Origin of the sequence: Megamonas sp. Calf98-2 (assembly GCF_900110235.1) — a bacterium.
Lineage (GTDB): Bacteria > Bacillota > Negativicutes > Selenomonadales > Selenomonadaceae > Megamonas > Megamonas funiformis.
Genome location: NZ_FOCY01000029.1, coordinates 1 through 13,426 on the forward strand (window position 1 = coordinate 1; position 13,426 = coordinate 13,426).

14 protein-coding genes are annotated in these 13,426 nt (G+C 32.2%); 9 read left to right on the forward strand and 5 right to left on the reverse strand.

Features of this window, described 5'->3' with window-relative positions; genetic code table 11:
• From BMX03_RS08820 to BMX03_RS08830, 3 genes are all read left to right on the forward strand, one after another.
• A partial coding sequence (locus BMX03_RS08820) for a zinc ribbon domain-containing protein (RefSeq protein WP_143052083.1) occupies positions 1–247 on the forward strand: 247 nt, incomplete at its 5' end.
• Between the two features lie 224 nt (positions 248–471).
• Positions 472–1,332 (forward strand): AraC family transcriptional regulator, encoded by an 861-nt coding sequence (locus BMX03_RS08825; RefSeq protein WP_091694927.1) that lies wholly within the window; start codon positions 472–474, stop codon positions 1,330–1,332.
• Between the two features lie 21 nt (positions 1,333–1,353).
• Positions 1,354–2,376, forward strand: a complete 1,023-nt coding sequence (locus BMX03_RS08830) for a S66 peptidase family protein (protein ID WP_091694930.1) — start codon at positions 1,354–1,356, stop codon at positions 2,374–2,376.
• A gap of 50 nt (positions 2,377–2,426) precedes the next feature.
• On the opposite strand, the gene BMX03_RS08835 is transcribed toward BMX03_RS08830, so the two are convergent.
• The gene (locus tag BMX03_RS08835) at positions 2,427–3,452 is read right to left on the reverse strand and encodes a threonine aldolase family protein (protein WP_091694933.1); all 1,026 of its coding nucleotides are present in this window, start codon (positions 3,450–3,452) and stop codon (positions 2,427–2,429) included.
• 145 nt (positions 3,453–3,597) lie between these two features.
• On the opposite strand from BMX03_RS08835, the gene BMX03_RS08840 reads away from it, so the two are divergent.
• The 6 genes from BMX03_RS08840 to BMX03_RS08865 all read left to right on the forward strand — a co-directional run bounded on the left by BMX03_RS08840 (position 3,598) and on the right by BMX03_RS08865 (position 10,771).
• A complete protein-coding gene (locus BMX03_RS08840; protein WP_091694936.1) occupies positions 3,598–4,989 on the forward strand; it encodes a cation:dicarboxylate symporter family transporter in 1,392 nt (463 codons plus the stop codon).
• Positions 4,990–5,117: 128 nt separating this feature from the next.
• A complete protein-coding gene (locus BMX03_RS08845) occupies positions 5,118–6,404 on the forward strand; it encodes an L-cysteine desulfidase family protein (RefSeq protein WP_177159376.1) in 1,287 nt (428 codons plus the stop codon).
• Between the two features lie 38 nt (positions 6,405–6,442).
• Positions 6,443–7,627: an MFS transporter gene (locus BMX03_RS08850; RefSeq protein WP_091694941.1), complete on the forward strand. Its 1,185-nt coding sequence runs from the start codon at positions 6,443–6,445 to the stop codon at positions 7,625–7,627.
• 38 nt (positions 7,628–7,665) lie between these two features.
• Positions 7,666–8,247 carry a 3'-5' exonuclease family protein gene (locus tag BMX03_RS08855; RefSeq protein WP_008537336.1) on the forward strand — a complete coding sequence of 194 codons (582 nt, stop codon included), beginning with the start codon at positions 7,666–7,668 and terminating at the stop codon, positions 8,245–8,247.
• A 457-nt stretch (positions 8,248–8,704) separates the two neighbouring features.
• Positions 8,705–10,168 carry a pyruvate carboxylase subunit B gene (locus BMX03_RS08860; protein ID WP_015563243.1) on the forward strand — a complete coding sequence of 488 codons (1,464 nt, stop codon included), beginning with the start codon at positions 8,705–8,707 and terminating at the stop codon, positions 10,166–10,168.
• A 195-nt stretch (positions 10,169–10,363) separates the two neighbouring features.
• A complete protein-coding gene (locus BMX03_RS08865; protein ID WP_008537338.1) occupies positions 10,364–10,771 on the forward strand; it encodes an RrF2 family transcriptional regulator in 408 nt (135 codons plus the stop codon).
• A 53-nt stretch (positions 10,772–10,824) separates the two neighbouring features.
• On the opposite strand, the gene BMX03_RS08870 is transcribed toward BMX03_RS08865, so the two are convergent.
• Genes BMX03_RS08870 through BMX03_RS08885 form a run of 4 tightly spaced genes read right to left on the reverse strand, consistent with a single transcriptional unit; the run spans position 10,825 to position 13,341 of the window.
• Complete coding sequence (locus BMX03_RS08870) at positions 10,825–11,484, reverse strand: coenzyme F420-0:L-glutamate ligase (protein ID WP_008537340.1); 660 nt, start codon at positions 11,482–11,484, stop codon at positions 10,825–10,827.
• 56 nt (positions 11,485–11,540) lie between these two features.
• A complete protein-coding gene (locus BMX03_RS08875) occupies positions 11,541–12,080 on the reverse strand; it encodes a hypothetical protein (protein WP_075555344.1) in 540 nt (179 codons plus the stop codon).
• Between the two features lie 19 nt (positions 12,081–12,099).
• Positions 12,100–12,912, reverse strand: a complete 813-nt coding sequence (gene murI / locus BMX03_RS08880; protein WP_091694944.1) for a glutamate racemase — start codon at positions 12,910–12,912, stop codon at positions 12,100–12,102.
• 21 nt (positions 12,913–12,933) lie between these two features.
• Complete coding sequence (locus BMX03_RS08885) at positions 12,934–13,341, reverse strand: acyl-CoA thioesterase (protein WP_008537343.1); 408 nt, start codon at positions 13,339–13,341, stop codon at positions 12,934–12,936.
• Positions 13,342–13,426: the final 85 nt, after the last annotated feature.

Consider the following 13,426-nt stretch of genomic DNA (forward strand, 5'->3'; position numbering starts at 1 on the left):
TAATGGTTGGGGAATGTTTGTAAATTTTTTAGATTATAAGAGTAAAGAAGTAGGAAAGAAATTAGTAAAAGTAGGGAAATATTTTGCAAGTTCGCAAATTTGTAGTAATTGTGGATATAAAAATAAAGAAGTAAAAGATTTGTCTATAAGACAATGGAAATGCCCAAATTGTAAAGTAGTGCATGATAGAGACATAAATGCAGCGATAAATATAAGAAATGAAGGCATGAGAATAGTCTTAGGATAAAATAAAAAATAAAGAACCGTGGGATGCACGGGGATAGCTTGCTTATGCTTACAACAAAAGTTGTATCGAACAAGAAGCCCCCACTTCTAAGCGATAGCAAAAGTGGTGGGAGTACATCACGAAAGACTATCTCAAAAAAATGAGGTAGTCTTTTTTTATAGATTTAGTAGATAACTTTTTTTATGTTAAAATAAGTGTACTAAATAAAATAATAAGAGGTAATCATGGAGAATATGAATAAGAATATTGCCTATGAGCATATAGATTTTTCGGAGATAACGAAGGTGCGTTTTTGTACTTTGGTGGAAAAATGTAATTATATACCTAATCATTGGCATCAATCCATAGAGTTTATTTATCTAATCAAGGGCGAAAGATTGGCGACTATAGAAAATAAATCGTTTTTGCTTCATGATGGTGATTGTGTTTTAGTCAATGCAAATGCTATTCACTCTATGAAATTGATGGAAACAAATACAATTATTTTGTTGCAAATTCCTATAGATTTTTTAGAGCAATTTGTACCAGATATACAAGAGATTATATTTGTACTCAATGACAGTAAAAATACACCAAAAAAACAGGAGTGTTTAAATAAGGTAAAATCCATATTGTTGGAAATGAAAAGGGTTTATGACGCAAAGGAAGATGGATTTTTATTGAAGTTTAATAGTTTATTGTTTTCATTGTTGTTTGAATTGAAGACTCATTTTAGTGTGAAAATGATGAATGTCAATGTAGGTCAAAGGAAAAAAGATTTAGCTAGATTGAATATAATTTTAAAATATTTGCAAGAGAATTATAAGCAAAATATAGCTTTAGAGGATATAGCAAAATTAGTACATTTTCAGACGAATTATTTTTGTAGATTTTTTAAAAAGCATATGGGTGTTACTTTTATCGAGTATCAAAATCAAGTGAAATTAGCTTATGTTTATCGAGATTTAATCAATACAAAAGATAGTTTGTCTATGATTTTATCAAGACATGGTTTTAATAATTATAAATTATTTAGGACTTTGTTTAAAAAGCATTTTGGCGATACACCAATGAAGGTGCGTAAACATATTGTTGAGCAAGATTGATAGTTGGTTGGTGGTGAAGTGATGAAAAATTATTTTAAATATTTATTGAGTATATGTTTTATCATCGGTTTATGTTTGCATAGTGAATTTGTTTTTGCTGAAAGTTTGAAGGGAAATGCTCTAAAACAAGGAGATTGTATAGGTATAGTAGCACCTGCTTCAGGTATTGAAGATATGAATATAGCTGATGCTATCAATAAATTGCAAAATTGGGGTTATAAGGTGAAATTATCACCAAATTTGTATCAGCAATCAGGATATTTAGCAGGTAGCGACCAAATGAGAGCTGATGATTTAAATAATTTTTTTGCTGATGATGAAGTCGATGCGATAATTTGTCTTCGTGGCGGTTATGGTAGCGGTAGAATACTTGATTTATTGAATTATGAAATGATAAAACAGCACCCTAAAATGGTGATTGGCTATAGTGATATAACGGCATTGCATATGGCATTGATAAAAAAAGCGGACTTAGTGCCAGTGCATGGGGCTATGGTTATAGATATCAACGATAATGGCTATAATTATACAGATAATCAATTAAAATTGGGTTTGGCAAATGAAAGTTTAGGGGCGAATAATGAATTTGTTTTGCCAAGCAATCATAAATTAAAAGTATTAAAAGAAGGTTATGCTAAAGGTAAAATCATTGGCGGTAATCTATCTGTATTAGCTTCTTTATGTGGCAGTGAATATCAGCCAAATGGTGAAAATTGTATTTTATTCATTGAAGAAGTCGGCGAAGACTCTTATGTAATAGATAGATGTTTTCAGCAATTATGGCAAAGTGGAGTGTTAAAGCAAGTGAAGGGCTTAATCATTGGTAATATGCGAAGATGTGAGCCAACAGAGCCGACACAATTTGATTACTCTGTAATGCAGGTAATCAAGCAATATGCAGATAAAGCTAATATTCCTGTAGTTTATGATATGCCAGTAGGTCATGGAGCGATAAATGGATTTTTGCCTTTGAATGTAGAAATAACACTTGATGCAAATACAGCTAATCCGCAAATAATTTTTAATGAAAGTTATGTAAAATAAAAAAGAGTAGTTTGATAAATATAATATCAAACTACTTTTTTTGAAGATTTTTATAAAATTTCTTTTAATGTATCAATAGATGATTGTGGTGTTGCCCAGCTAGTGGCAAAACGCACTACTGTATGTGTATCGTCATATTTTTCCCAGAAGCTACAGCTGATTTTTTGGCGGAGTTCTTTTAGTTTAATATCTTCTAAAATGATGAATTGCTGATTAGTATCTGTTTCTAAGAAGAATTTATAATTTTTTTCTTTGAAGATAGCTTTTAATTGTTCAGCTTTTTCAATGGCATTTTTAGCGATTTTAAGATAGAGATTATCAGTAAATAATGTATCAAATTGAATACCAAGTAGTCTACCTTTAGCAAGTAATGCCCCATGTTGTTTGATGATAGTGAAGAAATGAGGTATTAAATTTGGTTTTGTGATTACTACTGCTTCACCGAATAATGCACCAACTTTTGTACCACCAATATAAAATACATCACAATATTTAGCGATATCTTGCATAGTAACATCAGTGTTTAAAGAAGCAAGACCATAGCCAAGTCTAGCACCATCTAAAAATAATGGTAGATTGTATTTGTGGCAGATAGCGGATAAACCAGCTAATTCTTGTTTAGTATATAAAGTACCCCATTCAGTAGGGTGAGAGATATATACAGCTCCAGGAATAGTCATATGTTCAAAACTTTCATCACCATAAAATTTAGTGAGATATTTTTCTACTTCACTGGCTTTGAGTTTGCCTTCTTCTTGTGGTAAAGTGATGACTTTATGTCCACCAAATTCAATAGCACCAGCTTCATGAAGTTCGATATGAGCGCTATCTACGCCAATGACGCCTTCGTATGATTTTAATAGACCATCGATTACAGTAGCATTTGTCTGTGTACCGCCAACGAGAAAATGAACTTGTGCTTCAGGACAGTTGCAAGCTTGACGGATTTTTTCGCGAGCAGATTCGCAATATGTATCATTGCCATAACCAGGAGTTTGTTCAAAGTTAGTAGTTACAAGTTTTTCTAAAATAGAGGAATGTGCTCCTTCTAAATAATCGCTGTCAAAATATAACATCATATCACCCTTTTATATAAAATTAGATAATCTATATTATATCGTAAAGAAATGAAAAAATGAATATTTAAAGTTATTGTCAATTTTCCATATTATATGTTATGATAATAAATCATATAGAAATAGTATGAAAGGTGGTATGGTTATGAATGGCGATTTTTGGCAATCATTTTTAATGATAAGTGATATATATACGGTAGGATTTTTGGTTTTATTATGTATTTTCTTTGGCATTATTCATTATCTCTATCGCAAACGTAAAATGGATTTTTCCTTAGTGGTATTAATCGGTATGGGTCTTGGCTGTATTTTAGGTATACTCATGCAGTATATGGCAGGTTTTCCTAATGACCCAATGCAGGTTACTTTTATTAAAGAAACAACGAATTGGTTACAATTATTTGGCAATGGTTATATTGATTTAATCAAAATGATAGTAGTACCACTTGTAATAGTTTCTATCGCTCATGTCATTGTGAATATGAAATCTGAGCAAAAAATGAGCCGTTTAGTGAAGAAAACTATTTTAGTTACAATGTCTATGGTAGCTGTGGCTTCTATAGTAGGTATAGCGTTTGGTATTTTCTTCAATGTTGGTGGCGATGCTTTGACAAATGTAGCAACAGAGGCAAAAGCAAAAGAGATTGTTTCTGTGGCAACTACACTTAGAGGGCTGATACCAGGAAATTTAGTTGATGCTATGGTAAAAAATAATATCATTGGTATGGTTATTTTTGGAGCTTTTTTAGGCAGAGCTATTTGGTGGATAAAAGCTGATGAGCCAAAAGTTGAGGAATTTATGCGTAAATTAGTCAATGGTTTGCATAAAGCTTTGATGAATATGGCGCTTTTGATTTTAGATTATATGCCATGGGCAGTAATTGCACTATTAGCTAATACTATTGCGCAAAAAGGTTTAGATAGTATTTTAAGTGTAGTACATTTTATTTTTGTATTGTATTTAGCGATTATTGCACAGTTTATTATTCAGTTGATAGCATTGAGTGTAAATGGCATAAATCCTATTGTGTACATGAAAAAATCATTGGCCTTGCTCATTTTAGCCTTTACTTCTCGTTCTAGTGTAGGGTGCTTGCCTGTTACGATTGAAACTTTGACGCAAAAATTAGGTGTAAATCAAGCAACAGCAAGTTTTGTAGCTGGTTTTGGTACAACGGCAGGTATGCAAGGTTGTGCAGGAATTTTTCCTTCGTTATTAATTGTCTATGTATGCCATTTGACAGGAACAGCTATGGATTTTAGCATGATCGTTATGACAATAATCGTAGTAACGTTAGGTTCACTTGGTATAGCAGGTATTCCGGGAACTGCGACAATGGCAGCATCTGTAGGTTTATCTGGCGTGGGCATGGCGTCTTCTTTTAGTTTGATTGGCCCAATTTTGGCTATAGACCCATTGATTGATATGGCTAGAACTATGTTGAATGTATCTGGCTCAGTAACGAATGCTTTGATTATTGATAAAAGATTAGGTAATTTAGATGAAAATATATATAATGAAATAAATAAAAATTAGTATGTGAATTTGTCAAAGAGGTGATATATTATAAATTTCTTGTAATATATTGCCTTTTTGCTTATTTTGCGATATTTTTTTTATAGAGGATATAATTAATTTTTTAATAGAAAGGTTGGCGTAATACGATGGAGCAGAAAATATACGATAATTATATAAATATTTTAAAAGAGGAATTAGTGCCAGCTTTGGGATGTACTGAACCTATTGCTATAGCTTATGCTGGTGCTAAAGCTCGTGAAATTTTGGAAACATTTCCGCAAAAAGTAATAGTAAAATGCAGTGGTAATATCATTAAAAATGTAAAAGGCGTAACAGTTCCAAATTCTGGCGATTTAAAGGGCATTGATACTGCAGCACTACTCGGTATTATCGGTGGTAATGCTGATATGCAATTAGAAGTTTTAGAATCTGTAACTGATGAAGATAGAGTAAAATTAAGACAGTTATTAAAAGCTAAAATCTGTAGTTGTGATTTAGTGGAAAATACAGATAATCTATATATAGATATAACAGTGGTAGCAAATGAACATAAAGCTCAAGTTATTGTATCTGATTATCATACTAATATCATAAGAATAGTAAAAGATGATGAAGTATTATATGATAAAGTGAATAAAATAGATAATCAAGCTGATAAAATCGAAGCGGATAGAAATTTATTAAATGTAAAAAATATTATTGAATTTGCTGATACTGTAAATTTAGAAGATGTACAAGATATATTATCAAGACAGATAAATTGTAATATGGCTATTGCGAGAGAAGGTATAAAAAATAATTTTGGTGCTAATGTAGGGCTTAATTTATTAGCTTTATATGGCGATTGCTTACCTGTTCGAGCTAGAGCTATGGCAGCAGCTGGTTCTGATGCTCGTATGAGTGGTTGTTCATTGCCTGTAGTAATCAATTCAGGAAGTGGCAATCAGGGAATGACTGTAACAATTCCTTTAGTAGTGTATGCAGATGAATATAAGATTTCTCAAGAAAAATTATATAGAGCATTGCTTGTAAGTAATTTATTAGCTATTCATCAAAAGAAATATATAGGAAAATTATCTGCTTTTTGTGGTGCAGTAAGTGCAGGTTATGCTTGTGGTGCGGCTATTACTTATATGTTAGGTGGTAATTTTAATCAGATTGCCAATACTATCATTAATACTTTAGCTAATACAAGTGGTATTATCTGTGATGGGGCAAAACCTTCTTGCGCAGCGAAAATTTCCTCAGCATTAGATGCAGCACTTTTAGCTCATACAATGAGTATGCATGATGATGTATTCCATGCTGATGAAGGTATTGTAAAAGATGATTTAGAAAAAACTATTAGAGCGGTAGGATATATTGGTCGAGAAGGAATGAAATCAACAGATATTGAAGTGTTGAATATTATGATTGATAAAGTCTGTCCGTGAATTAATTTGATGAAAAATAAATAAAAGAGGTCTTGAAGATGGCAAGATTAATAGATAAAGGTACTAGAGAATATACCTGTGCATTAATCATGATGTTTTTTGGTAGTTTGGCAGCATTTGGGGCAGAGTATTGTTTGCAACCAGTTATACCTATTTTGGCACAAGATTTTAACTTGACTCCGACACAAGCAAGCTTATCCATGTCTTTTGGTACAATCGGTATGGCTTTTTCAATGTTGTTGATAGCTAGTATTTCCAAACATTTGGAACGTAAAAAAGTCATGGTAATCGCTTTGGGGATTTCTTCTATATTGATATTGTTGATGTCAATTACAGAAGAATTTGCATTGATTTTGGCTTTGCGTTTTGTACAGGGAATTTTATTGGCAGGTTTTCCTTCTTTAGCTGTAGCTTATATAAATGAGGAATTCAATCCTAAAATAATCGGTGCTGCTATTGGTGTTTATGTAGCAGCAACGCCTCTTGGCGGTCTAGTTGGTCGTATTTTAATCAGTACCTTAACAGATGTAGCTTCATGGAGAATGGGCTTGATGATTGCCGGTATATTATATTTATTGAGTGCAATCATGATGTGGATTTTCTTGCCACCATCTTTAAATAAAAAAATCGAACATGGTAAAATTAAAATACAATGGAAAGATTTTTTGAGTTTATTGCAAAATAAGAAAATAATTATGATATATTTAATAGCTTTTTGTGTAATGGGCTGTTTTGTATGTACGTATAATTTTATTTCTTATGTATTGATGACAGAACCTTATAATTTGAGCCAAACTATAATTGGCTTTATCTTTGTGCTTTATTTAGTAGGTTCAGTAAGTTCAGCCGTTATGGGAACATTATCTGACCATTATGGTCATGGAATAATAATCGTGATTTCTGTTATTATTCAATTAGTTGGTATTTTATTGACTTTATTTATGCCTTTAATCGTGAAGATAATAGGTCTTGCTATATTTACTTATGGCTTTTTTGGTGTGCATTCAAATGATTGTGCGTGGGCACCGCAGAGTTGTCAAAATGATAAAGCGCAAGTTTCTGCGATGTATATGCTATTTTACTATATTGGTGCTAGTACATTTGGTACAATCGGCGGTACTTTTTTAAGTAATTATGGTTGGAGCGGTATAGTAGTATTTGAAACTGTTATTTTGACTATAGGTTTAATTTTGGCAATAATCTTATATAAAAAGAAGGAATAGTAAAAGTATAATTTTTAGAGATTTAGGATGTGTAAAATTTGTTTTTTAAACAAGAATATATTGCATCAGTAGAAACAAATCCCTCTATATTATTTTTTGATTTAGAAATGACTGGTGGCAATACTAGATATGATGAAATTTTACAATTTAGTATTGTGGATTTATATAAAGGTGTGGTATTCAATGAGTATATAAAGCCACGAAAATGTAAATCGTGGAAAGATACAGAAGCTATACACCATATAACACCAGAAATGGTAAAAGATTGTTTTACGATAAATGCTCATCAAGCAACAATAAAAAATTTATTTAAACATGCAGATATGGTCATTGGCTATGGCATTGAAAATGATTTGCGCTTTATGAAAAAAGATAAAATTTTTGTAGGTAAAAATACTATTATTTATGATTTACAAAAATCTTTTTCACGAGTTTATAGCAATGATAATAATATGCCTAGCTTGAAATCTTGCGCGCAGTATTATAGATGTCCAAATTTAGGAAAAGCTCATGACAGTTTGATTGACACATATATTACCGTTTATTGTTTTGTATGCATTTATGGATTAGATATGCCGAAGTGGCTAAAAGATATAGTAGAAAAGCAAAAAAGTAATTAATTATTTATTAGAAGCTGTATAAAATCTCATTATCATAAATAAAATTTATGATAACATTAAATATGTTAAAAAAATCACATAAAGTCATTGACAATAGTTTTATTAATACCTATACTGTAAATAGAATGTTATGTTCTATTTTTTATATTGTACATAGGTTAATTTTTGGGTATTTCATAAGTAATAAGTATGAAAGATTTATTTGTGAGAATACTTTATAAAAACTTAAAATATGATATAATAGATATAATTAATATTATATGTGTTGTATGACTTTGGTATAACATAATGCTCTTAATTTAAGAGCGTATGAATATAAAAGGTTGGGGCAACAACCTCTAAGATAGATATTTAAATCCTATGTTATAAATTAATATAGGTAGTGTCATTATGTCTTAAAATCACATAGATATGTGAATTGTCAATTGCATATATATGAAGGAGTGTTTATTTTATTATGGCAAAAGTAAAAATTACTGAAACAGTATTACGCGATGGCCATCAGTCCTTGCTTGCTACACGTATGCGTCTTTCCCAGATGCTTCCACAGCTCGAAGCTCTCGATGCTATTGGCTACAAATCTTTAGAAGCTTGGGGCGGAGCTACATTTGATAGCTGCCTTCGTTTCCTTGATGAAGATCCATGGGAACGTCTTGACACATTAAAAGCTCATCTTAAAACTCCTATTCAGATGTTGCTTCGTGGTCAGAACCTTTTAGGTTACTACCAATATCCAGATGATGTTGTTCGTGCTTTCGTTAAAAAAGCTGCTCAACATGGTATTGGTGTATTCCGTATCTTTGATGCTCTCAATGATACTCGTAACCTCAAAACAGCTGTAGAAGCTGCTAAAGAAGCTAAAGCTGAAGTTGAACATTCTGTAGAAGTTCAAGGTTGCTTAGTTTACACAGTTGGCGGTCCTCACACTATTGCTGAATTTGGTAAATTAGCTAAAGAACTTGATGCTATGGGCGTTGATTCCATCTGCATTAAAGATATGTCTGGTTTATTAAAACCATATGATGCTTATGAACTCGTTAAAGAATTAAAAGCATCCACAAAACTTCCTATTCAGTTACACACTCACTATACTAGCGGTTTTGGTTCCATGGCTTACATGAAAGCTATCGAAGCTGGTGTAGATGTAATTGACTGTGCACTTTCTCCATTCGCTATGGATACTTCTCAGCCTTGTACAGAAACTATGGTTGCTGCACTTGAAGGTACTGAATATGATACAGGTCTTGACCGTCAGGCTATGACTCCAATCGCTAAACACTTCCTCGGTGTTAAAAAAGAAATCATTGACGAATTTGGTTTAAAAGGTTACTTCGATGTTAACCCTAACGTTCTTGACTTCCAGATTCCAGGTGGTATGTTATCCAACCTTGTTAATCAGTTAAAAGAAATGGGTATGGCTGATAAATATCAAGATCTTCTTGATGAAATGCCACGCGTTCGTGCTGACCTTGGTTACCCACCACTCGTTACTCCTTCTAGCCAGATTGTAGGTACTATGGCTACATTCAACGTTATGACTGGCGAACGTTATAAAATGGTTCCAGACGAATTCAAAAAACTTGCTCGTGGTGAATTCGGTCGTACTCCACAGCCTGTTAACCCAGAAGTTCTTGAAAAATGCGGCATTAAAGAAGAAGACTTGGTTACTTGCCGTCCAGCAGACCTTCTCGAACCAGGTATGGATAAATTCAAAGCAGAACTTGCAGCTAAAGGCTTCCCTAACGCTAGCGAAGAAGATGTATTATCTTATGCTCTCTTCCCAGCTGTTGCTGAAGAATTCTTCAAAAAACGTACTGTTAAAACTCTTAAAGAACTTGGTGTTGCTAACCCAACTGACGAAGATGTTTTACTTTACAACCTCGATGCTGAAGTTGCAAAAAAATTCTTTGCTGCTAAATAATTTTAAATATGAAAAGGCTCCACTTCTTGTGGGGTCTTTTTATATTAGTTTTTTTAATGACTTGAAATATAATTAAAATATAATAAAAACAGCTTTTTAGATATTGATTTATAGTTAAATTTTTAGATAAAATATTTTACTGATAAACTAACTTGAAGTAGTTATATAGAGTTATATAAGGAGAAATAGAAAGCGATGCAGTTGAATATTACAACAGACTATGCTATTAGAATTATTTTAGCATTAGCTAATAGAGATGGCGAAGTAGTATCTTCAAAAGATATCTCTATGACGATGAAAATTCCTCAAAAATATGTATTGAAAATAACACGTAGCTTGGTAGCTGCTGAGTTGATAGAACGTCGTTCGGGTGTATATGGTGGTTTTTTATTGGCTAAAAAGCCAGAAGAGATATCTTTATTAGAAATAGTTAAAGTAATGGAACCAACGATGTATGTAAATCGTTGTTTAGAAGAAGATAATTATTGCAGTAGAGATGCTGTTGATAATTGTTCGATAAGAAAATTTTATACTAATTTTCAAAATATAATTGAAGAAAAATTTTCAGAGATTACTATAAAAACTTTGATAGACAATAAATAAAAAAGATGTTTTCTTTTGAAAACATCTTTTTATTTTGCCTATATATAATTGAATTAAGAATTTTGTTCTTGGTATTGTTTAAAGTTTTTAATTATAGCAATTGGTGTTTTTTGAGATGCGTTACCAAATGGATTATCGATAAGTAATTTAGCAACCATTTGACCATTACAGCCATCTGTTACATCTACGATACGAGAACGTTTTAAGTCGTTAACATCGGCGATTACAGCACCAAAGCAGTTAAGGCGAGATTTTAAATTATTAACTACTTCTTTTGTGTTTTCAGGGCCATAAACGATAGATTTATCAAATGGTGGCATTGTGCCAGTCACATCATCGATAAGAGCTGTTTGACGGCCAGCGATTTGATAGAATACACCAGATTTACCTACTAATTTTGCTAAGAAGCCGATAAATAAGCCAGCAGCTACACGGAAATGACCTTCTTTAATCATTAATGATTCCATGCCATGAGGAGTTGCAAGACTACCATAATCTGGAATAAAACGGCAACAAAATTGAGCCATATGAGAGATTTTGAGGTCTTCAGGACGAATGTATAATCCTTGAGTAATAGCGACAACGCTTTCAGCTACAGTGATGACATCATCAGGACCAATTTTATCTTTTGTATATTTTTCGATAGTATCTACAATATCATCTTTTTTTGTTAGAATACGAGTCGGAATGGGTATAATTTTAACTTCAGACATGATTTACCTTCCTTTTTTACAGTTATAAATTTAAAATATTAACAAGTTCTTATAAATTAATCTGCAAGCTTGATATCTGCTAATTTAGCGATTTCTTCAGATGTAAGCACGATTGTTTCTTTGGAGATTTTCCATGGGTAACGTGCAGCATGCTGATAAACGATATCAAGTGGTAAATCAACCATATGAGTAAGTGTTTGTTTGATATCATTGTTTTTACGGTCAATTAATTTAACGCGAATAACAATGTCAATGCTTTCTTTTTTCTGAATTAATACAGCTTCAAAATAATCATCTTCACGAGAAACGCCTTTTAATTCAGCTTTTGCTTCAACTTTTACACCATCAAATTGTTCATATGGTAAAAGTTGACGAACGTAACAGTCCATGATTGTAGCACATTGTTTACCTTCATTGGCAACATTGATAGTAGTGCTAAGTGAAATACTGTCTTGAGTGATTTCATCAACAGTAAATGGTGTATGTTCGCTAGCTTTCATGTTGACAATAGCATCACCAACAACACGAATGATTACTTCATTGAGTAAGAATAAAATAATTAAAATCCATAGAATAATTGTGATAATAAAATCCACATCAATGCCCCCAATTGTGTTATTTTGCAAATGTAGTTAAATCTACATCTGTAATAGGTGGAATATCACTACCTAAAATAATTTCAGCCATTTTTTCAGAATTATTCTGTTTGGCAGAAAAGCGTAATTCAAGAGAACCAGATTGTTCTTGTGTATTGAGTAAATTATTTTTTGTAAGTATAGTAGCAGCATCTTTAGCTGTTTCTAAGGCTGGATTGATTAAAGCAACATCTTTGCCAAAATGTTTTGTTAAAACTTCACTGATGATAGGATAATGTGTACAACCTAAAATTAAAGAGTGAATATCGCTAGTTTTAAATTTGTCTGCATATTCTTGTACAGCTTCATCAATAGCATTATCATGAATATGACCTGTTTCAATCAATGGTACAAATTTTGGGCAACCTACACCAAAAACCTTTATATGTGGATCAAGGTTAGAAGCTGCTTGTTTATGCATACCTTTTTTGATAGTAGCTTCTGTAGCGATAACACCGATATGTTTATTTGCAGAAGCTTTAACAGCAGGAATGATAGCTGGGTTCATAGGAACTAAAGCAAAAGAAGTTTTGTCTTTAATTACTGGATAACCATAAGATGTCATAGTATTGCAAGCACAAACTGCCATTTTTACGCCACGAGATTGGAAATAATCCATAAATTGTTGTAGAAATGAAATGATTTCTTCAGGAGTGCGTGAACCATATGGGGCACGAGCTGAATCTCCGACAAATATAAAATTTTCATGAGGTAAAAGGCGTCTTAGTTCTTTTAATACTGTGAGACCTCCAAGACCAGAATCAAAAACACCTATAGGTGAATTGCTATCCATTACTGTTGCTCCTTATTGTTATTATTTTAAAGCATTTTGCATTTTTGTATAGTATTTTTCAGGCAAACGAGTTATATGACCAGTAGCTTTGCTTGTGAATACATTTTGAGTGAAACCTTCAACTAATAAAGTATTATCACAATCGCGATAGATTTTATAGCTGAATTCCATTTTTACTTTGGTTAAAGCTACAGGTGTAGTTTCTATGCGTAAAACATCATCAAATTTACCTGAAGCTATATATTTACATTTCACTTCGGTGATAGGAAAAACATAGCCATCTTCCATCATTTCGCCAAGTGTGATACCGATTTCACGTAAGAAATTAACACGGCCAATTTCAAACCAACGTATGTAGTTAGAATGATGTACGACAGCCATAGCATCAGTATCATAAAAATTAACACGATGGATAGAGGTACTAATCATAAAATCATCTCCAATATAAAATAAAACACCGCCAAAAGGCGGATACAATAAACTATGAGTTAGATAAATATATGTATATGCCTCA

What these genes read in the sequence shown, in the direction of transcription:
- BMX03_RS08825 (WP_091694927.1), top strand. Translation starts at nt 472, where the DNA reads ATGGAGAATATGAATAAGAATATTGCCTATGAGCATATAGATTTTTCG.
- BMX03_RS08830 (WP_091694930.1), top strand. Translation starts at nt 1,354, where the DNA reads ATGAAAAATTATTTTAAATATTTATTGAGTATATGTTTTATCATCGGT.
- BMX03_RS08835 (WP_091694933.1), bottom strand. Translation starts at nt 3,452, where the DNA reads ATGTTATATTTTGACAGCGATTATTTAGAAGGAGCACATTCCTCTATT.
- BMX03_RS08840 (WP_091694936.1), top strand. Translation starts at nt 3,598, where the DNA reads ATGAATGGCGATTTTTGGCAATCATTTTTAATGATAAGTGATATATAT.
- BMX03_RS08845 (WP_177159376.1), top strand. Translation starts at nt 5,118, where the DNA reads ATGGAGCAGAAAATATACGATAATTATATAAATATTTTAAAAGAGGAA.
- BMX03_RS08850 (WP_091694941.1), top strand. Translation starts at nt 6,443, where the DNA reads ATGGCAAGATTAATAGATAAAGGTACTAGAGAATATACCTGTGCATTA.
- BMX03_RS08860 (WP_015563243.1), top strand. Translation starts at nt 8,705, where the DNA reads ATGGCAAAAGTAAAAATTACTGAAACAGTATTACGCGATGGCCATCAG.
- BMX03_RS08865 (WP_008537338.1), top strand. Translation starts at nt 10,364, where the DNA reads ATGCAGTTGAATATTACAACAGACTATGCTATTAGAATTATTTTAGCA.
- BMX03_RS08870 (WP_008537340.1), bottom strand. Translation starts at nt 11,484, where the DNA reads ATGTCTGAAGTTAAAATTATACCCATTCCGACTCGTATTCTAACAAAA.
- murI (WP_091694944.1), bottom strand. Translation starts at nt 12,912, where the DNA reads ATGGATAGCAATTCACCTATAGGTGTTTTTGATTCTGGTCTTGGAGGT.
- BMX03_RS08885 (WP_008537343.1), bottom strand. Translation starts at nt 13,341, where the DNA reads ATGATTAGTACCTCTATCCATCGTGTTAATTTTTATGATACTGATGCT.